We start from the raw sequence: 23,488 nt of genomic DNA on the forward strand, positions 1-23,488 counted from the left end.
CTATGAAACAATTGTTAATTTTTTTGGAGATGGTGGTCAAAAGCAGGATGGACCATGAAATTGGAAAAACAGCAAGCCTGACCAAACCTAATCTGGATCTTTATTTTGACCCCAATGAATTTTTAGGAAAAATTATTAAAGAGCTTGATATCAAAAACCAGGAATTGTTATTGCTAGCACTTGCAATGGTGCCCTATATAAATCCTGGCTTTTTGAGTAAGATAGTGCAGGAGTATTTTCCCGAAGGTACATCACTTCCTGAATTTGGGGGGTACAAAAGTAAATACCATCGCGGGATCATTCCTACAGGTGAAACCTTGCTTTATTTATTAGGTGGAAGTGACCCGGTTTCAAGAAAGAAGTATTTTTCTATTTTTCAGGATTCTCGCTTACTAAAAGAGGGGCATATTTTGATTGGCGAGGCTTCTGAAGAAGAGCCATTCTATGCCGCACCTATTTACCCAGATCAGGAATTTGCAGATAAGTTATTGATGGAAAGTATCAGGCCTCCCAAACCTAGCCCGAACTTTCCAGCCGAATTGATTCGTACAGAGCTTGAATGGGAAGATCTAATACTGTCCGAGAAAACGTTTTCACAAATCAAAGCGCTGGAAGATTGGTTGACCTACAATAAGCGCTTGATGGAAGATTGGGGATTAAAACGTAGCGTGAAGCCGGGTTATAGAGTGATGTTCTTTGGTCCACCGGGCACAGGAAAAACCCTAACAGCAGGATTATTAGGTAAATATACAGGCAAGGATGTTTATAGGGTTGACCTGTCTCTTGTGGTGTCTAAATACATTGGTGAAACCGAAAAAAATCTCTCAAGGCTTTTTCAGAAGGCTTCAGGTAAAAGCTGGATTTTATTTTTTGATGAGGCTGATGCACTTTTTGGAAAAAGGACAAATGTCAAAGACGCAAGAGACAAACATTCCAATCAAGAGGTAGCCTATTTATTACAGCGCATAGAAGCCTATCCTGAAATGGTGATTTTGGCTTCCAATTATAAAAGCAATTTGGATACAGCCTTTATCAGAAGGTTTCAGACAATTATTGATTTCGAACCACCGGGTGTTAGTGAAAGGCTGGCATTATGGAAACAGTATTTGCCCAAAAAGATTGCTCTGGACTCAAGGTTGGTCTTGGAAGATTTGGCTAGAAAATATCCCCTTACCGGTGCCAATATTGTAAATATTATTCAGCAGGTAGGTTTAAAGACTATGGCTGGTAAACATAAAGAAATTAAGGAAGAACTATTGATTCAGTGCATAAGGTATGAAATTCAAAAAGAAGGTAAAATTCACTAGTGCTTTTTTTAAATTATCTCAATAAACAGATAGGAACCCTGCGCATAATCGAAAAATGGTTTAGTGCTTCTAGCTGTCTATTGGCTAATTTGAATTAATAAAATATTTTACAAATAATTAACAACCAGGCATGAAAGAAAAAATCAAAGTAGTCCAACAATTGCTGGCAGAAAAAGGATTGTACAGAGGTGCAATTGATGGTATTTTTGGTCCGGAAACACTCAAAAGCCTCAATCGAGTACCAGGAATGAGCGTCAATCTTCCAAATGTGAGAAAGGTTACGACCATGATTCAAATAGGAGCCAGAGAAAAAGGTTTTAATTCTGGAGCTATAGACGGGATGTGGGGCCCTCAGACCCAATATGCTTTTGAAGAATTGGTTTATTTACAAAAGTATGGTAAAGTCAGGGAACCATGGAGGCCTGAAGAGATCAACCCTATGAATCGCTGGCCCAGGCAAAATTCACCTGCTTTTCACGAATTTTATGGTCTTCGGGCAAAAAATCTTGTGACAGTGACAGTGCCTTATGAAATGAAAATAGCTTGGGACATGAGGTATAGGGCAAAGAAAATCACCTGCCATGCTAAGGTTGCAGAGAGTCTGTTATTGGTGTTAGAAAATGTGCGAAATATTTATGGGGAGAATGAAATTGAAAGACTAGCGCTAAACAGGTTTGGAGGGTGTTTTAATAATAGACTGATGCGAGGAGGAACGCAATGGTCAACCCATTCTTGGGGAGTTGCCCTTGATTTTGACCCAGCTAGAAACCAATTGACCTGGGGAAGAAACCAAGCCGCATTTGCACACCCTGTGTACAATGACTGGTGGAGATGCTGGGAAGAAGAAGGTTGGGTAAGTCTCGGCAGGAGAAAAAATTACGATTGGATGCACGTTCAGGCTGCTGAAGTGTAACGCCAGGTTGTTTTATGATAAAAAAGAGAAATTAATCCCTACCTATATTGACCCGAAATAGATAATTGTCCTACTATTACCTGTTTCGGGTTTAATTTATATTGGGTTTTTGGCACAAAAAAAAGCTATGAAACAAAATCTCATAGCTTTAGTCAATTAACAATAAACCCAAAATAACCTGCTGTAGGAGAAGGAGTCGAACCTCCACGGGGCAGTTAGAAAAAACACGAGCTCGCTATTTTTTTTTATCCTGTGATCCCCACCCCCGAGACAGGAGGGCATGTCTGCCAGTTTCATCATCCTACAGTATATATCATCAATAAAAAGTTTGTCTTTTATTGACCAAAGACCGTTTGTCTTTGTTTGATATTTCAAAGGTAAGGAAAAGATTGATTAATTTAAAATATAGCAATAAAATAGTTTAAAGTTTACACTATAATTAATAATATGGGTAGATAATTATTATTAATGTAATTTGATGCTCAAATTTGATCTAGATTTTGAAGATTTGTAATTACATGAGTTTGGAGAGGTCCTAAGGAGTTAAATTCAGTGGTTATTTAAAAGTAATTGGTCATGTTTATCCCTGAATTTAAACGGAAGGGATGTTGAAACCAAAATATGAAATAGACTTTCTATTATGTGCTGAAATCACTTCAAAATCAGTCACTTCAGTCATGTTTTCAAATCTGCCTTCCTATCAACAGGTTCACCATAGTGATGCTATGCTAAAATCTTCAAACAGCCTGATTTTCTTGCGAATTCAACTCTTCTCGTACACAAGGGACAGGCTTCACTTCTGACTATTGTCAGAGCGGAGAAATACTATTGCATAATCCGGTTTAAAGTAGTGGATTATGGCTCAAAAGGATTTTTAATTAGCAAATATTACAGATTCGATCCATTATTGAAGAGGGTGGGGGTATTCATAAGCCTGGTTAATGTTACTCATTATAGAGTGTGCTTATTTGCTTTGAATGCTTAGAATCAATCCACTTCAATGCCAAATCATACTGATAATTAATGATAGAAACAGGTTTAAAAGGAAAAAATCAAATTCTTTCTCCAAAATAAGGATTTATTTTAGCTAATAAGCCTAAATATTTTTGATATGCAAGTTTGAAGTCCTAATTTTAAAGAATAAAGAAATTACTGCAATTGATTTTTATGGATGAAGCATTTCTTTATGCGATGGCAATTTTTTATATGACAGTGGGTGTTGCACATTTTGTAAAACCTGCCTTGTTTACAAGTATTATCCCGCCTTTTATTCCTAAACGCAAATTGGTTAACGAATTAGTAGGGAGCATAGAGGTAGGATTAGGATTTGGTTTGATTTTTGAGCCGGTTCGAATTGTAGCTGCCTATGGAATCATCCTTTTGTTAATTGCAGTATTTCCAGCCAATCTATACATGTATCAAAGAAAGCATTTAGGGATTCCAAAGTGGTTGTTGTTGATTAGACTTCCGATGCAATTGGCATTAATTGGCTGGGCATATTTGTACACTTAAACTAGAGAAAAATTGATTTTTAGTGAATTTAATTTTGTTCCCGAACTTCAGGAAGGTTTGGACGCAATGGGTTTTGAAAAAGCAACTCCCATACAAGAGCAAGCAATACCAATAATACTAGGAGGGAAAGACCTGATAGCAACTGCACAGACAGGGACAGGAAAAACTGCCGCTTTTATATTGCCAGTGCTTAATGAAATAAGTAAAGGGGAAAGAAATGGGGTTAAAGTCTTGATAATTGCCCCAACAAGGGAGCTTGCCATCCAAATAGATCAGCAAATCCAGGGACTTGCCTATTTTTTAGGAATTAGTTCTATTCCAATTTATGGAGGAGGAGACGGGAAAGTCTGGGAGCAACAAAGAAAAGCCTTGGAAATGGGTGCTGACATAGTAGTAGCTACTCCTGGTAGGTTGATAGCCCTTCTTGCAGGGGGTAAAGTGAATTTTGATTCCCTTGAAAATTTAATATTGGATGAGGCTGACAGAATGTTGGATATGGGGTTTTCAGAAGATATTCTGACGATTGTAAAATACCTTCCTCAAAAACGACAGACCTTGTTATTTTCTGCTACCATGCCTCCGAAAATCAGGAAATTCTCTCAACAGATTTTGCATGATCCCGAACAAATATCCATTGCTTTGGGTAAAACAGCTAAAGGGGTCAGTCAATATGTTTACCATGTATATGATGGGCAAAAAGAGGCATTGGTAAACCATATACTGAAATCCCAGGATTTTCAAGCGGTTATAATTTTCTGTTCGACCAAGGATAAAGTCAAGTCTTTGTATAAGGTATTGAGAAAAAGCTTTATGGTGGAAGCTTTTCATGCAGACTTGGATCAGAATGAGAGGGAATTAATTATGTCTTCCTTTAAAAACAAATCATTAAAGATTCTTGTTGCTACAGATATACTATCAAGAGGGATTGATGTGGAGGATATCGAAATGGTAATTAATTTTGATACACCTAATGATCCAGAAGATTATGTGCATAGGGTAGGGCGTACTGCTAGAGCAGAGAAGAAAGGGAAAGCTGTTACTTTTGTCAATGAAAAAGACAGGTATAAATATAAAAATATTGAGAACCTTATCGGCATGGAAATTGAGGTATTGCCTAATCCAGAAGATATAGGGAAAGGACCTGATTTATCTAAGAGCCATTCTAATAAGTCCAATGCAGGGAATAGAAACGCATCAAAAAATAAGAAAAAAGGAAACTCCTTTAAGAAACAGTCTAGGCCGAACGATAAAAAAAGATCAAGTGAAACGGCTAATGTAAAAACCGAGCCAAGACCTAAGGTAAAAGCCTCTTCGGATAAGGGGAAGTTTCGTGAGAGGAAAAATATAAAAAATGAGGGTGAATAAAAGGAGTTAATTAAAACCATAACAATGCTTTCAACTGAAAAAAGTGTATACATTATTGGAGCTGGAATTTCCGGCCTTGTGGCAGCAATAGAGCTTGAAAGGGCGGGTTATTTTCCAGTAATTCTTGAAGGGTCTGATAGCATTGGAGGTAGAGTGAAAACTGATGAAACATACGGATATTTGCTCGATCATGGTTTTCAAGTTTTGCTAACTGCTTATCCAGAATTAAGTCGCTACCTTGATTTGGATAAGCTAAATTTGAAAAAGTTTAAGGCTGGGGCAATTATTCTCGAAGCTGGTGGACAATCTTTTGCCATTTATGACCCGATTCGGAACCCACTTAAGGTTTTTGCTATGGCATTTTCTAAAGTCGGGACACTTTGGGACAAGTATAAAATGTATGCGCTGACCAAAAGGTTAAAAGAAAAAAGTATAGAGGCTATATTTACTAGTCCACAAAGTACAACTATAACCTATTTAAAAAATTTTGGTTTTTCAAATCGCATTATTCATAATTTCTTCAAGCCATTTTTTAGTGGAATCTTCCTAGAAGATCAGCTTTCAACATCTTCCAGAATGTTTGAGTTTGTTTTTAAAATGTTTGGTCAGGGATATGCTGCCATTCCTGAAAAGGGCATGGGGCAAATTCCTCAGCAACTTTTCGAACAATTAGCACATACCCAAATCCGGTTCAATACCAAGGTTTCATTAATTGAAAACAATACCATTCACCTTGATTCCGGAAATTCTTTGACTGCTGATCAGATTATCATTGCAACAGCTCCTGGAAAGCTTATTGGACAAGATAACCTGGACTATCATCAAGTTACCAATCTGTATTTTACCTTACAGCAATCATTTATAGCTAAACCTATGATTGGTTTGGTGCCAGATGATAAGTTCATGATCAACAATTTGGTGTTCTTGACTGATGTTAGTAAAAAATATGCCAGTGATGGTAGGGCCTTATTGTCTGTTTCCATTATTAAGGATGTCAAAGGATTAGAAAATCTGGAGACACTAGTAACAAAGGAATTAGAAGCTTTAACAGGGATTGATGCCAATTTTTTTGAACACATTAAAACTTATAGCATTGAGAAAGCATTGCCAAAGCTCACAGATGTGAAAAATAGTGCCCCCCTGCAACATGTGAAATTATTCGACAATGTTTTTCTAGCAGGGGATCAATTATTAAATGGCTCTATCAATGCAGCAATGACTTCAGGTAGATTGGCTGTAAAGGCATTGCTCAGTAATGCCTAAATTCTAGCCTGAAAGGTGTACAAATCATGGTACCTTCCATTTGTGCTTATCAATTCATCGTGGTGTCCACGTTCTACAATCTGCCCTTTTTCAATGACGAGAATCTGATCTGCTTGCCTAATAGTACTAAGTCTGTGGGCAATCACAAAGGTGGTTCTTCCTTCCATTAAGCTTTTCAAACTGGACTGAATAAAATGTTCACTCTCAGCATCAAGATTACTAGTCGCTTCATCAAGGATAAGAATTCTTGGATTGGCGAGAATGGCCCTGGCGATGGCAAGTCTTTGTCTCTGCCCTCCTGAAAGTTTTACACCCCTTTCACCGATAACCGTTTCTAGTCCTTTTTCGAAATGATCTGTAAACTGATGGACATAAGCTGATTTTACAGCATCCTGAAGTAACTCTTCTGAAGCGTCTGGTCTTGGAAACATTATGTTTTCTCGGATTGTACCTTCAAAAAGAAAATCATCCTGCAATACCACACCCAATTGTCTTCTAAATGAATCCAAATCTATTTTACTAAGGTCTTGTCCATCTATGGTTACCCTTCCTTTGGTTGGGTTTAAAAAGGAAGCTACAAGACCTGAAATGGTGGTTTTTCCTGACCCTGAACTCCCAACCAAGGCAGTGACTGTTCCTGGTTCAGCAATAAAATCTACACCCTTTATTATTTCAGTACCTGATTCATATTCAAAATGAACATTTTCAAATGCCACCCTACCTTTTATCTCCGGCAAGAGAATATTTCTGGTCAATGGGTCCGCCTCTAATGGAATGTTCATTAATTCCTGAGTCCTGTCCAAGCCTGCAAAAGCTTCGGTCAATTGACTTCCTATATTGCTCATTTGAAGAATAGGGGCAATCATAAAACCTAACAATAAGGTAAAGGCAAGGAAATCACCAAATGTCAATTGGTCTTCCATGATCATGTAGCCTCCTATACCCATTATTCCGGCAGAAGCGAGTCCAAGTAAAAAGGTAGCCGCGCTGGTAACAAAGCTTGTCGCAGTTAAGCTACTTTTAACATTTAAAAACAATTTGTTTACTCCTGATTCAAATATTTTTGTTTCTTGATTTTCAGCATTAAAGCCTTTGATAACCCGGATACCTCCTAATGTTTCAGTCAGTCTTCCTGTTACCTCAGCATTGATTTTTCCTCTTTCTCTGAATATTGGACGAATCCGGCCAAAAGCTTTTAGAGAAATAACGCCAAAAATTATTACTGGGACCAAGACATACAAAGTCATTTTTGGACTGATATAAATCAGTAATACCAAACTGATCATGGATGTCAACAATCCACCTACCATTTGGGCAAGTCCTGTCCCTACCAGGTTTCGTACTCCTTCTACATCAGTCATTACTCGGGATACCAATTCCCCAGTTTTGGCATTGTCAAAAAATCGTATTGGCAAGCGAATAATGTGAGCCTGAACTTCCACCCTCAATTTAGCAATCAGATTCTGGGCCTCAACACTTAAAATTTGTGTTAAACCAAATGAAGTTACTGATTGGATGGTAACCGAAACAACCACAGCAACTATGAGCCATTTTAATAATTCAAAATCACTGGAGGGAATGACATCATCAACAAGGTACTTGCTAGCCCAGGGTAAAACTAAACCAGATAACCTACTGATAATTATTAAAAAGAGTCCAATAAAAATATATTTTCTTCTCGGCCAGATTATAGTTTTAAAAACACTTTTTAAACTGACCTTACTTTTATTTGCTTTCATAGAATGCTTTCAATGGGGTAGAAGTATAAAACAATTTTTGATAAAAATCATTCCTTTTAGACAAAAACAAATTTCCCCAAGCTCGATTTTAAAGTAATTGATACATTTTCCCTATTGATAGGGATAGGATATTTTGTAATCTGGACTATAAAAGGCTGTCTTTTATAGCCGCCATTTTCACTAATAAATTTGAAAAGTTGAAGAGATCCTTTTTCTTTAAATTTATTAATCGTAATATTGCAATGTAACGATTGATTAAGCCCTAGGTTAATCCAAAAGGAACTGCTTTTGTATTTAATTTGTCCTTTCTTTGAATAAAGAAATGGCCTGATTTAAAAGTTGTTTTACTCTTTTGGGTATAACCAGTTTATATAGGCTGTATGTTTCAATGGGGACGCCAAATTTATTATAAAATGGTTCATTCAAAATAAAAAAATATGAAACTTTCAGAAATAAAACCAATATTAAAAGCCAAGGAAATACTTAGTTTTCAATTGCCTGATGGAACTTTGGTTCCTGAACATTTTCACGTTACAGAAGTGGGAAAAGTAATCAGACATTATATTGATTGTGGTGGTACTGAACGTAAAGAGGAGGCGATTAATTTCCAACTTTGGGATGCCGATGATTATAACCACCGTTTACATCCAGAGAAGTTATTGCACATTATCGAACTGTCAGAAAAAGTTTTGGGATTGAGTGATGCGCCTATCGAAGTTGAATTTCAAGGTGAAACCATTCAGCGGTTTGGATTGGCCTATAACGGGGAAAGATTTTTACTTACCAGTAAACAAACGGATTGCTTGGCAAAAGAGAAATGCGGTGTCCCTGAGAAGAAGCCTGTATTGAAGATGGTTAGTACTCCTTCGGGTGGAAGCTGTACTCCTGGCGGGGGCTGCTGTTAGTTTATAAAACAAGTCATTTTTAGAGCTCAATCTGCACTTTCATTGTCTACCTAGATAAGGGGTGGTAATGAAAGTGCAGTTATTACAGAATTAAGCTTTCTCAGCCTCCTGCTAAATTGTCAAGGGAACTTTTTGATGCATTTTTTTTATTAATGACAAGTAATACATCAATTGGTTCATTCATGACAATTACAGAAAGAATTAAAAATGAAATTTTTAATACCGAGTTAACGTTTTTGGCTTCCAGAAGCAGTGGGCCTGGTGGACAAAACGTGAATAAGGTAAATTCAAGAGTAACTTTATTTTTTAACGTTCCCAATTCCCAATACTTGTCAGAAGAAGAAAAGACCAAGGTTTTTGAAAAGTATGGGAATAGATTGGATAAGGATGGAACCATACAGATCGATGCACAAACTTCTCGTTCCCAGATTGAAAACAAGAAAATTGCCATTAGGAAATTTTATGAGCTAATGGAAAAGGTTTTTAAAAGGAAGAAAAAAAGAATTGCTACCCGACCAGGCAAAGCTGCCAAAGAAAGACGTTTAAAAGCAAAACGCGTTCGTTCTGAGAAAAAAGCGATGAGGAACAAGAATTTTTAACAGGGAAGTAATAAATAGGTGTTAAGCCAACTATCTAGTTCCGAGCTAAACTCGAAATTAACAGTATCCCGGTTTTTTATTTTGATTGAAAGGATTTTACTCTTGGCACCAAAAAAATAACAGAACAAATTTTGTAGGTAAAGTAACTAGCCTTAAAAGTGAAAAGGCTCTTCAGTTTTTATCATTTAGTAGTATCTAACTCCTCTTATAGGTAAAGTTTGTTTTTGGTGGTAATGACGCCTTTTTTAAGCAACAATACCACCAAAATTTAGATCAAAGTCAGCCTTATAGCTTCACATTTTTTATGTATCATACTAGGTCTGACCAGCCAAAAGGATCAGGCCTGATGCCTCTTCTAATTTCAGAAAGCATTTCCTTTATGCGATACATTCCAGCATCTTCCTGAACGTAGGTTTCGAATGAATCACCTTTATAGGATATTTCCTTAATCGGAGAAATAACTGCTGCGGTTCCAACTCCAAAAGCCTCAACTTGTTCTCCTGAAGCTATGCGGTCAATTATTTCCGAGATCTGAATGGACCTTTCTTCTACCTCCAAATTCAATTCTGGGGCAAGTTTAATGATTGAATCCCTGGTAATACCGTCCAATATGCTGTCACTCAGTGCAGGGGTAAGTAATGTTTTCCCATTTAGGATAAACATGATATTCATTGTACCCGATTCTTCTATGTATTTCTTTTCATTGGAATCTAGCCAAATGATTTGGTCGAATCCCTCTTTTTTGGCTTTCTGTTGGGGTAGAAGTGAAGCACCATAATTTCCTCCATTTTTGGCTGCACCAGCACCTCCTTTTGCAGAACGGATATAGTTGGTCTCTACCACCACTCTCAAAGGCCTATTGTAATAGGCTTTCAATGGGGAAAGGATTACCATGAATAAATAATCATGGGAGGCATCTACACCAAGCTTGTTCTCTGTAGCAATAGCAAATGGTCGAATATAAAGTGCATACTCAGGATCATCTATTACCCATTGGCTTTCTTTGCTTACAAGCTCACGGATCCCATCAATAAAACACGATGCCGGCAAAGCAGGCATGGCCATCCTTTCAAGAGAACGATTCATTCTTTTAAAATGAGACTCTAACCTGAAGATATTAATCTTTCCATCAGTGGTTTTAAAGGCTTTTAGCCCTTCAAATACTGTTTGACCATAGTGCAGGCACATGGCCAAAGGGGACAAGGAAATGTTTTTGACAGGACCAATTTGGAAATTTGACCAAGCGCCATTTTCATACTTCGCTACCAACATTTGATCTGTGGCTTGCACCCCGAAAGTGAAATTTTCAAAATCAAAATCCGGCTTTTCAGTTATCGTTTCGTTCATCATGGGTAATTCTTTTAAAAATGCATTTGCCTGACAATCATTTTTACCAAAGGGAAAAGCTAATGTCAATATGTCTTATTGGTGAATTTTAAACAATTCAAAATACTTAAGGTTCAAAAAAAGGAATGGCCTACAATCTAAATATTGGAGGACTTGTATCTTTTCACTTTTTTTCGGACCTATTAAATAAGATGTTTCTTGTCTAATTCACGAAATCATTTGTTTGTAATTGCAAATTAAATAAGAATCATCGATTGGTTACAGATACAATTTATTTAAATTTGAAGGGTACAGTTTAAATTTTTGTTTCAATGACCCTATTTGAGAAGCTTGCTGGAAATTTTGAAAACCTCATTGCCAAAGGAACCCTAAAATTAGGGGATAAAATGCCTTCTATACGTACCGTAAGTAAAGAGTATGGGGTAAGTAAGAACACTGTGATTCAGGCCTATTTGCTCTTGGAGAGCAGGTCATGTATAGTGTCACGTCCTCAAGTCGGATTTTTTGTTTGTTTAAAAGAGGATCAAAGACTACCTATGCCTCAAGCCAGTAGTCCTAGCATTAATGGTGCTCCAGGTAAAGAGGATGGTTTAATAGGGAAAGTTTTTTCAAACTTTGTAAATAAAAGCATTACACAAATGTCCTTAAGTGTACCTGATGAATCGTTCTTTCCTGTGGCTAGATTAAATAAATGTCTACAAACAGCCACTAAAACACTTGCTGCGGGAGGAACAGGGTATGATGATATTCAGGGAAATCTTCGCTTACGCAAAAATGTGTCCAAATGGTCTTTTACTTGGGGAGGTAATTTGGGTGCGGATGAATTGGTAACTACCTCAGGGGCCATGCATGCCATTTCTTTGGCTTTTATGGCTTTGACCAAGCCGGGTGATAGGATAGGAGTGGAGAGTCCAGTGTATTTTGGTATTTTGCAATTGGCGAAAAACATGGGCCTAAAAGTAGTAGAACTACCTACAGACCCTGAATTTGGTGTTTTGCCGCAAGATTTAGAAGAATTGATTGGGGAAATTGATATCTGCTTGCTGGTTAGTAATTTCAATAACCCATTGGGCAGTTGCATGCCTGATGAAAATAAAAAATCTGTTGTTGAATTATTGACCAGGTACAATGTGCCATTGATAGAAGATGACCTTTATGGTGATGTTTATTTTGGTGCTAGCCGACCAAAACCTTGTAAAGCCTTTGATACAGAGGGAATGGTTTTGTGGTGTGGCTCTGTGTCAAAAACTTTAGCGCCTGGCTATAGGGTCGGCTGGATGGCACCGGGTAAGTTTATAAAATCTATTTTAAAACTTAAACTGTTTCATTCCATTTCTAGCACAACTGTGACCCAGGAGGCAATTGGGTTATTTCTGGAAAACGATTATTATGAAAAACATTTGAGGCAGCTAAGGGCTACTTTATATAGTAACTCTCTACATTTTATACGAGCTATTGCAGATTACTTTCCTAAAGGCACCAAAATAAGTAGACCACAGGGAGGTTTTGTATTGTGGGTGGAGCTGGATAAAAAATGGGATACTGGAAAACTATTTGATAAAGTATTGTCTAGAGGTATCAGTATAGCTCCAGGTCGAATGTTTACCTTGCAGAGTCAATTTCACAATTGCCTCAGGTTAAATTACGGACTTCCATGGACTGATAAATTGGAGCAGGAATTAAAGCTATTGGGCCAGATCTTAAAGGAATAATACCCTTAAGATCTGACTAGAATGGTTTTAAAATTCCTTTTCACCAAATTCACTTTTGACAAAACGCGATTTATTTTTGCCTGGGTTGATGGTATAGCTTAGGTTTAACATGATCATATCTACTTCCAATACATAATTTGTGGTAGTGTAAAACTCATTCTCCCTCCATGTGCTAATTCTTTGTTCATTGGTTGGTAACAATCCCATGTCCATATTTAACCACTGAAGAGTAGCACTAAAACGATCTCCAAAAAAGGTTTTCTTGGCAACTAGGTTTGGAGATAGAAATCTTGAATCTTCTCCTTGTGCTGTGATTCTCTTGGAAAGGTAGTTGAGAGACCACTGTAAGCTAAATGTGGAAGTAAAGGCGTAGCTGGTATTGGCATTGATAGAATATATCCAGGCAGAGGTATCAATCGGTCGGTTGTCAAACTGACCTTTAATTTCATATTGATAAACATTTGCTCCGGTAAAGACCTTCCAATTGGAGGTAGGATTCAACTCAATGCCAGCTTCCAAACCAAGAGATCTACCAGTTCCAACGTTTGAGTAAATTCGATTTAAAATGGTGTCGTTATAGATAGTGTTAACTCTATTTACCAAATTTTTCACTTTTCGATAATAAGCCGTGGTGTAAAAGCTGTTTTCACCAATATCTTTAACAATTCCAGCCTCAACCAAATCAATAAATTCAGGTAACAAACTAGGATCTCCCTGTTCCAAAGTTTCAGAATGCTCTCTCTCAGGGAATGGGTTCATTTTAAAGGTAGTGGTTCGTTCTACCCTTCGGCTATAGGCTGCCTTTAGCTTTAAACTTTCATTTGCGCTGTATTGGATATTGGCAGATGGGTAGGGTTGAACAAATTCATAAGTATAGGTACTGTCTATAGTATTTGCTTTGTCTTTCAGATGCAATGACCTATCCATGAATTCCAGTCTCAACCCCGCAGTGTAATTCCATTTGCCTTTCACCCCATTTAATTGGCCATAGCCAGAATGTATCAATCTGGTCAAGTCCACATTGGAAGAAAAATCAGGGACCAATTCAAACTTTCCCTCACTGTTTTTCCTTTCATATACAAAATCCCCCAAGTGATTTAGGCTCCTGAATTGGTAGCCAGCTTCTAGGGCACCCCAAGGCTGAGGTTTGGATTTATAGTCAATTTGCCAACGTATTCCGTGCAGTGGGTTGTCATTGGTATTGTATTCATCCTGGTAAATGAAATCTGAATTTGGGTAGCCCAGATTTCTGTTGGTGGTCGGGCCTCCCAACATGGTGTACTCATATAAAAATGAGGTGGAAATCGATGCCTTGTTCTCAAATGTATGGATATAGTCAAAACTACCTAAGGCAAAATCACTTGTCCTGATACGTAAATTCTCATTGTAATATTGCATGGTATACAACCTCTGATCGTTTACGACTGCATGGTTGTCATAATAGATAATATCAGCTGTTCTATCCTTACTTCTTATCCCTCCATAAAAACCCAGACTGAAGTTATTTCTTTCATTAGGCACAAAGCCAAGTGTAAGCCTTCCTGAATAGGCTTCTTCATCAAAACCTCTTTCACCATCTGAGGGAAAGTAGGTTGTCGAATTGTCGATTATGGTGTATACTTCACCTTCTCTACGACCATTTATGTCATTTCTAAGGTAACTTGCACCAAAAGACAGGTCCCAAGCTTCTTTTTTATGGTTAATGGTGAAGTCTGCTCCATACCTTTGCGGTTTTTCCTTGTTGTTATAATCTTGGATACTAGGTAGACCAAGCCTTGTGTTTACTTGAATAAAAGTGCCATCTGTAGCCCCTTTCTCAGTAGTTATATTGATAATTCCAGCTTTTCCTTCAGGGTCATACTTTGCCGAAGGCGCCGTAACCACCTCAATGTTTTTAATTGAATTTGCAGGCAATTGGCTAAGGATAATAGAAGGATCAGACTGAATGGGTTTACCATTTAACATGACAACAAAGCCTGTAGCTCCTCGAACTGAAAGTTGACCTTCGGCATTAATGGATACAGATGGAAGGTTTCTTAGGACATCAATCGCATTGCCACCTTGACCTGATAGAAAATCAGAAGATTCAAATACCTGGCGATCTACCTTATGCATCGTTGTAAATCTAGAGCCGGAAACCTCTACCATTTCTAGCAATTGCTCATCTGGGGAAATTAATAGTGTTCCAAGGTCCAGAACGTTTCCTCTGTTGATTTCAATGGGATTTACAATAAGGCTTTTATACCCCATAAATTGAATACTTAGGTAGTAGCTCCCTGGTTTGATTCCTTTTAACTCAAAAGTACCATTGGGTTGGGTAACTGCCCCATTTATAAGGCTTGAGTCGTTCAGGGAGAATAATCCAATACTGCCATATTCTATGGGCGTGTTTTCTTGGGCATCTTTGAGGGTGCCTTTGATCCCAGTTTGGGCATAAACGCAGTTAAAAACAAATAAATGTATGAGGAGTAGTTGGGCTATTTTCATTAATTATCTCGCTTTAGATGCAAAATAAGCGAGCATAGCAGATAATACTGCGGTATATTATTACCAATAATGGTAATTTTAGGACAATAACCTAGACCGGTATTCCATAGGAGTGAGGGTGGATTGGGATTTAAAGAACTTAATGAAATTAGAAGGGTCTGAAAAATTCAATTTATAGGCCACTTCGTTGACGGGTAAGTTGGTATGCGTAAGTAGGTTTTTGGATTCAATAAATAAGCGTTCTTTAATTATTTCTATGGCATTACATCCAGCGGCAGCTTGACATATCTGATTGAGTTTCCTGGTGCTAATTTTCATAAGGTTGGCATATTCTTCAGAAGTTCTCAGGTTTAAATAATTTTCATTGAGCAATCTTCTCAAGCGACTAAACTCACTAATGTAATTTGGATGTATATTGTCTTTGAGGGCTGGTAGATTTACGGTTTTTAAAATTAATGTATTGAGGTGAGCAGAGAGTAACTCTAAAGGTTCATTAGCTTTAAAATCTCTATAAAAAACGTCTAATTGTTCCATTAAGTTATAATCCTGACGCGGCATATTAAACTTGTCATGTAGCCGGAAAAGATTGTTTAAAGCTGAAGGGTAATTGGTTAGTGCTTCTTCTTTAAACATGACAACATACCCCTCTGGAATTTGAGAAAAGTCCCAGCAATGGACTTGGCCGAGGTTCAAATAAAATCCAACAGGAGGACGTACCTCATGTTTATTATCATCAACAATATGGTGTCCAGATCCTTTATTTAAAAAGATCAATTCATGGTATCCTTCGTGGCGATGGGGTTTGGTAGGTTTTATGACTGGTTTCATTTTTGAAACCTTGATTACAAGCTCTTTTTCAATTTTGTTTTTTTTGCCTATTTCTCTGATTTCTTTTTCCATGCCCTTTTAAGAAACTTCCTTTCTTTTAAATGATTTTCAATTAACAAAAATACAGAACCAAATTAGGGTTTCCCCATAAGCAAAGTATTTATTTAGATAAAAGTTGAATTTTAGCCAATTGTAATTCAACAAGGTTTTAGGACTGTAGTGTAGATTAATGAGGCCTAGAACCCAATATAAGCCTTAGAAAACTTATATAGGAAGGGAATCCTACTTAATACAGATCAGTATTTTTATAGCCTAATCAGGCGTAATTAGGTGTTAATCCATTTTAAAAATAACATTGCGCTGGGTTTGATTTTTAAGGTGGATTTTGAATTTTAATTGATATTTTAAGAATTTAGAGCAAATTTCTAACTAGGTTTAGGTTATTCGATTGAAAATTTAGTAGCGAAATTCAATGAAATATTGGGGATTTAGGTGTGTTTTAGAATAAAAACGCGTAATTTCTTGAAATTTATGGCCAGTTCCGGTGTGGTTAATTGGAAACTAGAAAATGTTGCTATAAATTGGTCGGGTGTAGCATTTCAAATCCTACTTAAAATAAAATGAGAGAATCCGATATCCTATTGTTAAAAGCAATGGCCGCAGACAATGTGAAAGCATTCGAGACCATTTACAATAAGTATTGGGAGATGCTTGTCCGGCAAGCATACGCTAAATTAGGAGATGCTTCAGAGGCCGAGGACTTGGTTCAAGATATTTTTTTAACCATTTGGAACAACAGGAAATCTTTGGCTGTTCAGAAAAATCTTAAAGTTTATCTGTTAACAGCAGTAAAGTACAAAGTCTACCGGGTTATTTATAGCAGGAAAGTGTTGTGTGATATAGCCAATCTTGATGAAAGTCAGGTGCAGACAGATGTATCAAAAATCCTGGAATTTGAAGAATTGTATGCAAAAATAGAAGTGGCCATAGACAAATTGCCTGAAGGTCAAAAAGAAACCTTTAAACTTAGTCGTTACAATCACCTCTCTACTAAAGAAATTGCGACCAAACTTGAGATTGCCCCACAGACGGTACACAATAAGATTCACCTTTCCTTACTTTTTATTCGAGCTGAAATAAAAAATTACCTTTTCGGTTAATACTCCAATTTAATTTTTATAGTTAAGTCTCAGTTTTTGAGTAGGTTAACTGTGGGTGATTAAAAAAAATGTAAAAAAAAAATAAATTTATTAGGTAGTGTCTTATCAAATTTGACACTTAGTATATATAGCAGGTTAATTATGAATATCCCAAATCATATTTTGCATCTAATTAAGAAGGAATTAGAAGATAAGCTAAGTCCTGAGGAAAGAGTAATATTAAATCATTGGTATGAAGGATTAGATGTAAGCAAAGAAGCTCTTCTTGACACGAGGAAGGAAGAAAATTTAAATATTTTAAAAGCGAAAATAAAGCCCCAACCCCACCCTAAAATGGATTTTAGATGGATCGGATGGGCTGCAGTGTTTTTAGTCATTTTTTTGGGTGTATTAGAGGTTTACAATTTTAAAAACAAGGATTTACCTTTAGAAGAAACCTTGGTTGAAGAGAGATTTGAAGAGTTTATTAACCCTCGGGGAGTGAGGCGAAAGCTTACTTTAGCGGATGGTTCTATTATACATTTGAATGGTGGTAGTAAAGTAAAAATAAACAAGCAGTTTTCTACCAATCGTAAAGTGTTTCTTGAGGGAGAGGCATTTTTTGAAGTAGCGAAAGATCCAGATTATCCTTTTGTAGTAGTTACAGATGGATTAGAAACCAGTGTTTTGGGTACTGCATTTACGGTTAGTGCTTATAAAGGAAAGGCACAAACGGTAGCCGTAAAAGAAGGAAAGGTGAAAGTGAAAGAAGCTTCAGATCAAGCTTCAAAAGACGATAATTTCTTAATTGCAAACGAACAATTGACCTATAAACCAGAATCAGGTATAGGCAGTAAAGTGAAGATTAATCCCGATTTAAAGTTTGCTTGGGTTAATGGAAAGATAATATTCAATCAGACGCCTATTAATGAAGTATTCCTAACTTTATCCAATTGGTACGGATTAGAATCTGTAGAACTGAGTGATAAAAATATGAAATGCTTGGTTACGGGTAGTTACACTCGAATGACCTTAGAAGACATTATGGAATCAATTAAATACGCTACTGGAATTGCCTATGAGATAAACGGAAAACACCTAAAAGTAAAAAAAGGTAATTGCTAAAAAGTGGCGCTAGTACCAATAGCGCCACCGAAATAAAAGCAATTCATTAAAAACGAGTTACATTTAACAATCACAAATTATGAAAAAAAATTTACTTCTCCTTTTTATGAGGATAACTATGCGGATATTTTCCATTGGATGCCTTTTTTACCTGGGCTTAGGGGTAGGTTGGGCATATAATTCAGATGCCCAGATAATGAAAGAGACCAAGGTCAGCCTCCATGGCGAGGTTGAAACTTTGGTAGAAATTTTCAATCAGATTGAAAATCAGACTGATTTTAATTTTGTGTATGAAAATGCGCTTGATAAAAATTTGGTGTTGGAAATAGGTCTGAGTAAATCAGATGTAGAAACAGTTCTTGAGGAGATTTCAAGGAAAACTAATCTGGTATTCAAACAGATCAATAATACGATTACTGTTGCTAAGAAAACCGAGGCTACCAAATCAAATGCGCCTCCTGCGGATCTAAAAGTGATCACAGGAACCATTGTTGATGAAAGTGGAAGCCCTATTCCCGGTGCTACGGTATTGGTAGAAGGTACAGGCATAGGTACTGCTACAGACCTTGATGGAAATTTCTCGATTGACGCGCCTGCTGGTGCTACATTGGTCGTTTCCTTTATTGGTTATGAGACAGTAAAAATCGATGTAGGTAATCAAACCAAGCTAAGCATTACTTTATCAGAGGACGAATCTTCCCTAGATGAGTTTGTAGTGGTTGGTTATGGTTCAGTTGAAAGAAGAGAAATTACTGGATCAATTGCTTCTATTGGAAGGCAAGACATTGTTAGTGAACCTACTTATTCATTTGAAAGCTTGCTTCAAGGTAGAGCTGCCGGAGTAGATGTAGTGGCAGATAGTTACAGACCTGGTGCAGGAGCTACAGTAAGGATTCGTGGTGCTAGATCATTGGTAGCAGGAAATGATCCACTGATAGTAATGGACGGTATTCCAATTGCAGGAAACCTTATGGATATTAACCCATCCGATATTGAATCTATTGAAATCCTTAAAGATGCCTCAGCTACAGCAATTTATGGTTCGAGGGGATCGAATGGTGTAATATTGATTACGACCAGAAGAGGTTATTCTGGAGGTACTCAAATAGAATATAGTGCCTTTGCAGGTGTGCAAAATATTTCCAGCAGAGTTGATTTGATGGATGCCGAGACATTCACTGAAATGCAAAGAGATGCTGCCAGACAACAAGGATCTTACACTACCGATGAGGCCTTGTTCTTAGATTGGGAACTTGAAGGAATTAGAAATGGTGTAGATACCGATTGGCAAAAAGAAGCCTTTAAAACAGGTTTTCAACAAAATCACCAATTGAGTGTAAGAGGTGGAACAGAAGATACTAAATATGCCTTGTCAGGTACTTATTTGGATCATAAGTCAATTGTATCTAACAATGATTTCTCCCGTTTTGTGGGAAGATTAAATTTGGATCAGGAAGTTAGCGATCGATTTAGAGCTGGTGTATCAGCGCAGGTAACTACCAGTGAAGAATACCAGGGAGGTAATTTCAGAGATCTAATCTTAAGAAGTCCATTGGATTGGCCAGCTAGAGCGGAAGGAGCTCTTTCAAGTGAATTTGCGGTAGGTGAGAGTTTCCCTACTTTGGCCTTGGATAGGGATTTGTATATTGACAGGAGAGACAGAACCCGTATAATCACTAATGTTTACGCAGAAGCTGATATTATAGAGGGTTTGAGTTACAGGTTCAATTTTGCACCGGATCTTACCTATTACGATAGAGGAACACATACTTGGCAGACTTCTACAGCTAGCGTTGCCAATAGCAAAACCAGTAATATCCTTTATGAAAACATTGTCAACTATTCAAAAGACATTGGCACTGATCATAAAATCCGAGCTACTGGTCTATATAGTGTGCAGACTTTAAGAGAAACAGGTTCTGGTGTTTCCGTTAGAGGATTGCCTTTTGAGCAACAACGTTACCATAATATTGGTACAGCTGAAGAAACCACTTCTAGAAGTTCCTATTTGAATGAATGGGCATTGGAGTCTTATATGCTTCGTTTAAATTATTCAATGAAGGACAAATATATTGTGACCATGACAGGTAGGGTTGATGGTTCTTCCAGACTGGCAAAAGGTAACAAATATGGTCTTTTCCCTTCCATGGCTTTAGCTTGGTTGTTGGATAAGGAGGACTTTATGTCTAACAACTCAACTTTTGACGAATTGAAATTACGTGCCAGTTACGGTGATGTAGGTAATACAGGTATTGACCCTTATCAAACTCAAGGTAGAGTTCAAAGAGTAGGATATGCCTTTGGCGATCAATCCGTATTTGGATTTCAAAGTGCAGAGTTAGCCAATTCAGAATTGAGATGGGAAAGAACGAGACAAATTGATATAGGAGTAGATTTCTCACTTTGGAACAGTAGAGTAATGGGTACTGTAGGGATTTATGAGCAAAGAACCATAGACCTACTTATGAACAGACAATTACCTCCAACTTCAGGTTTTGTAAGTACCTTAGAAAACGTTGGTGCGACAAGAAACAGAGGTTTTGAGTTTAATGTTTCTATTGTCAATGTAGAAGCCAAAAGACCAGGTGGTTTTAGGTGGACTACAGACTTGGTATTTCATGCAAATAGAAATGAAATTACCGAATTATATGGTGGTAAAGAAGATGATCCAGGTAACTTATGGTTTATTGGACAACCAATCAATGTGTATTATGATTGGCAGTTTATCGGAATCTGGCAAGAGTCTGAAAAAGATTTGGCCAATTCTTATGGAGCCAACCCTGGTGACATGAAATTAAAAGACATCGACAATGACGGTAGAATTGGTGCTGATGATAGAGTATTATTGGGATCTGATGTACCAAGTTGGACTGGTAGTTTAAACAATAGAATTACATATAACAATTTCGATTTCGCGTTTTTCATTTACACCACTCAGGGAATTAACATTTTCAGTGAGGCAGGAGGAACTTCTTTAGGAGGTATGATTAACCTTAGAAGAGGGTATAACCTGAATTCGAGAGATGTTGATTATTGGACTCCTGACAATCCTAGTAATGAATACCCTCAACCAAGGGTTCGTGGTCATGATTATTCTACACCTATGGGTTATTTTGATGCTAGTTTTGTAAGAGTTAGAAATATCACCCTTGGTTATAGTCTGCCTGATGGACTTTTAGATAGACTGGGCTTACGAAAATCCAGAATTTATACAGGTGTTCAAAATCCTTTTACTTTCACTCAGTTTCCTGGATTGGATCCTGAAGGAGCAAGGAATCATGATATGCCTAATTACAGAACCTATTTGTTAGGTATTGAACTTGGATTTTAAACCACTAATGTCAAAAAGATGAAATCTACAATAAAATATATACTTGGATTGGCTGTCTTTAGTACTTGCATAAGTTGTGCAGACCTGACAGAGAATATGATTACAGATACAGTTGCTGATGTGCAATTTTCAACTCCTGAGGGTTTAGATGAAGCATTGGTTGGAGCTTATGTACCATTAAGATGGTATTACGGTAGAGAGCCAGGATTATTGATGAACCTATTTGGTACAGATATGTTCATGGAAGGACAAAGCTATAACTCTGAATGGGACAATTATGGACCAGGCCTTAATGCTTCGACCGTACTTTCTCCTTCTGGAGATGTGCTAGTGTGGGAACATTTCTACAAAGGTATCAACTATGCCAATACGGTTATTTCAAGAGCTGATGGTATTGAAGGAATGAACGAAACTACAAAATCGGCGAAAGTGGCCGAGGCGAGATTTTTACGAGCGCATTATTATTTTGTATTGGTTCAGCATTTTGGACCAGTTCATTTAACCTTGGAAGAAACTACCGGTGTTGAATTGGAAGCTTTCAGAGCTTCTGAAGATGAGGTATATGCTGCCATTGTTTCAGATTTGGAATTTGCTATGGAACATCTTCCTTTAGAGCAGGTGCAGTACGGCAGACCAACTCATGATGCTGCTACCAATCATTTGGCCAAAGTTCACCTAACAATAGGCAACTGGGAAAAGGCTTCTGATCTTGCTATACAAGTAATTGAAGGAGGAAGACACCAATTGTTGGATAATTATGCTGATGTTTTCGATCCATTCAATCAACGACACGAAGAAGTAATCTGGTCGGTTCAATGGGGTGATAATACAGAAGTAAACAATCCAGGTAACGAACTACAGAGATTTTTGGGCCCAAGGCAATGGTTGCTACCAGGCTTAATTGGTGATGATATGTACCATGTTGGTATTGCTCGTTTTTGGCCAACAGATTTTACCCTTACTACATTGTTTGGTAATGATTATAGAAATGGCGGTTTACATATCAGAAATGATTCTCGCTATAGCGTTACCTTCAAAGAGGCTTGGTTGTACAATGACGAACCTAATGTTCCTGCAGGCTTCTCTATAGGAGATACTGCTGCATGGTTTACCAATGATCCGATTAGGCAGGAATATACTCCTGAGCAAATAGAAAGTGCACCATACAGGTTGGTAATTATTAAAGATAGAAATGACGTATTTTCTCCAACTGTTCAAAAACATCGTTATCCTTACCTTAGAAATAATGGAAGGGATTATATGTACATGAGATTGGGTGAAACTTACCTTATCGCTGCTGAAGCTTTGATGATGCAGGGCAAGTTGGACGAAGCAACTTCTTATTTCAACACGCTTAGAAAAAGGGCTGAATTTCCTGGAGGTGAAGAGATTCCTTTGATCACTTCAGCTGAGTTGGATATTGATATGATTCTTGATGAAAGAGGTAGAGAGTTAGCAGGAGAACTTCATAGATGGACTGATTTAAAAAGAACAGGAAAACTATTGGAAAGAGTTAAAATGTACAATCCTAATGGTGGTCCAAATATTCAGGATTACCATACGCTTCGACCAATTCCTCAAAGCCAAATTGATAGAACGAAAAATGAATTTGCTCAAAATCCGGGTTATTAATTTAATTCTTGAGATTTAAACTCTGACTTTATAATCGCATAGCAATTGTGTATCAGAGTGAAACTATTTCCCCCGACTTTTATAAGCCGGGGGATTTTTTTTAGCCAATTCCGAGATTTATCTGAACCCTACCATCTTGGTTAAACCCGAAATATGCAATAGACATTCTATTACGTGCTGAAATCGCTTTAAAATCAGCCACTTCGTTGCTGTTTTCAATTTCACCATAGCGGAGCTATGCTAAAATCTCCAAACAGCCTGATTTTCTTGCGATTGCAACACTT

At 37.4% G+C, this 23,488-nt stretch carries 16 protein-coding genes; 12 read left to right on the forward strand and 4 right to left on the reverse strand.

Translation table 11 applies throughout. From position 1 onward, the window contains the following. Nucleotides 1–2: 2 nt before the first annotated feature. The 5 genes from AC13EX_RS24425 to AC13EX_RS24445 all read left to right on the forward strand — a co-directional run bounded on the left by AC13EX_RS24425 (nucleotide 3) and on the right by AC13EX_RS24445 (nucleotide 6,360). On the forward strand, nucleotides 3–1,307 hold the full coding sequence (locus AC13EX_RS24425) for an ATP-binding protein (protein WP_482894668.1): 1,305 nt from the start codon (nucleotides 3–5) through the stop codon (nucleotides 1,305–1,307). A gap of 130 nt (nucleotides 1,308–1,437) precedes the next feature. Then, nucleotides 1,438–2,220 (forward strand): M15 family metallopeptidase, encoded by a 783-nt coding sequence (locus AC13EX_RS24430; RefSeq protein ID WP_482894669.1) that lies wholly within the window; start codon nucleotides 1,438–1,440, stop codon nucleotides 2,218–2,220. Between the two features lie 1,167 nt (nucleotides 2,221–3,387). Next, nucleotides 3,388–3,732, forward strand: coding sequence for a DoxX family protein (locus AC13EX_RS24435; RefSeq protein ID WP_482894670.1), 345 nt, complete (start codon nucleotides 3,388–3,390; stop codon nucleotides 3,730–3,732). Between the two features lie 12 nt (nucleotides 3,733–3,744). Next, nucleotides 3,745–5,097 (forward strand): DEAD/DEAH box helicase, encoded by a 1,353-nt coding sequence (locus AC13EX_RS24440; protein ID WP_482894671.1) that lies wholly within the window; start codon nucleotides 3,745–3,747, stop codon nucleotides 5,095–5,097. Between the two features lie 24 nt (nucleotides 5,098–5,121). After that, the gene (locus AC13EX_RS24445; RefSeq protein WP_482894672.1) at nucleotides 5,122–6,360 is read left to right on the forward strand and encodes an NAD(P)/FAD-dependent oxidoreductase; all 1,239 of its coding nucleotides are present in this window, start codon (nucleotides 5,122–5,124) and stop codon (nucleotides 6,358–6,360) included. Here the strand turns inward: AC13EX_RS24445 and AC13EX_RS24450 are convergent. Further along, on the reverse strand, nucleotides 6,357–8,099 hold the full coding sequence (locus AC13EX_RS24450; protein ID WP_048643953.1) for an ABC transporter ATP-binding protein: 1,743 nt from the start codon (nucleotides 8,097–8,099) through the stop codon (nucleotides 6,357–6,359). The two genes, AC13EX_RS24445 and AC13EX_RS24450, sit on opposite strands and share 4 nt — an antisense overlap. 437 nt (nucleotides 8,100–8,536) lie before the next feature. Between AC13EX_RS24450 and AC13EX_RS24455 the strand changes: the two genes are divergently transcribed. Then, nucleotides 8,537–9,004 (forward strand): DUF6428 family protein, encoded by a 468-nt coding sequence (locus AC13EX_RS24455; RefSeq protein WP_482894673.1) that lies wholly within the window; start codon nucleotides 8,537–8,539, stop codon nucleotides 9,002–9,004. A 182-nt stretch (nucleotides 9,005–9,186) separates the two neighbouring features. Beyond that, entirely contained in the window at nucleotides 9,187–9,603 is a 417-nt protein-coding gene (gene arfB, locus AC13EX_RS24460; RefSeq protein WP_482894674.1) for an alternative ribosome rescue aminoacyl-tRNA hydrolase ArfB, read from the forward strand. A gap of 309 nt (nucleotides 9,604–9,912) precedes the next feature. Here arfB and AC13EX_RS24465 read toward each other — a convergent pair whose 3' ends face one another. After that, nucleotides 9,913–10,953: a branched-chain amino acid aminotransferase gene (locus AC13EX_RS24465; protein ID WP_339712440.1), complete on the reverse strand. Its 1,041-nt coding sequence runs from the start codon at nucleotides 10,951–10,953 to the stop codon at nucleotides 9,913–9,915. A gap of 308 nt (nucleotides 10,954–11,261) precedes the next feature. Here AC13EX_RS24465 and AC13EX_RS24470 point away from each other — a divergent pair, with 308 nt between their 5' ends. Further along, nucleotides 11,262–12,662: an aminotransferase-like domain-containing protein gene (locus AC13EX_RS24470; protein ID WP_048643950.1), complete on the forward strand. Its 1,401-nt coding sequence runs from the start codon at nucleotides 11,262–11,264 to the stop codon at nucleotides 12,660–12,662. Nucleotides 12,663–12,689: 27 nt separating this feature from the next. Here AC13EX_RS24470 and AC13EX_RS24475 read toward each other — a convergent pair whose 3' ends face one another. Both AC13EX_RS24475 and AC13EX_RS24480 read right to left on the reverse strand, forming a co-directional pair. After that, a complete protein-coding gene (locus tag AC13EX_RS24475) occupies nucleotides 12,690–15,149 on the reverse strand; it encodes a TonB-dependent receptor (RefSeq protein WP_482894675.1) in 2,460 nt (819 codons plus the stop codon). Nucleotides 15,150–15,227: 78 nt separating this feature from the next. Further along, the gene (locus AC13EX_RS24480) at nucleotides 15,228–16,049 is read right to left on the reverse strand and encodes a helix-turn-helix domain-containing protein (RefSeq protein ID WP_482894676.1); all 822 of its coding nucleotides are present in this window, start codon (nucleotides 16,047–16,049) and stop codon (nucleotides 15,228–15,230) included. Between the two features lie 548 nt (nucleotides 16,050–16,597). Between AC13EX_RS24480 and AC13EX_RS24485 the strand changes: the two genes are divergently transcribed. From AC13EX_RS24485 to AC13EX_RS24500, 4 genes are all read left to right on the forward strand, one after another. Then, on the forward strand, nucleotides 16,598–17,137 hold the full coding sequence (locus tag AC13EX_RS24485; protein WP_482894677.1) for an RNA polymerase sigma factor: 540 nt from the start codon (nucleotides 16,598–16,600) through the stop codon (nucleotides 17,135–17,137). A gap of 141 nt (nucleotides 17,138–17,278) precedes the next feature. Then, nucleotides 17,279–18,241 (forward strand): FecR family protein, encoded by a 963-nt coding sequence (locus AC13EX_RS24490; RefSeq protein ID WP_482894678.1) that lies wholly within the window; start codon nucleotides 17,279–17,281, stop codon nucleotides 18,239–18,241. 79 nt (nucleotides 18,242–18,320) lie between these two features. Next, nucleotides 18,321–21,572, forward strand: a complete 3,252-nt coding sequence (locus tag AC13EX_RS24495) for a SusC/RagA family TonB-linked outer membrane protein (RefSeq protein WP_482894679.1) — start codon at nucleotides 18,321–18,323, stop codon at nucleotides 21,570–21,572. Nucleotides 21,573–21,590: 18 nt separating this feature from the next. Continuing rightward, entirely contained in the window at nucleotides 21,591–23,204 is a 1,614-nt protein-coding gene (locus AC13EX_RS24500; protein WP_482894680.1) for a RagB/SusD family nutrient uptake outer membrane protein, read from the forward strand. Nucleotides 23,205–23,488: the final 284 nt, after the last annotated feature.

The organism is Cyclobacterium sp. L-R (assembly GCF_056859355.1).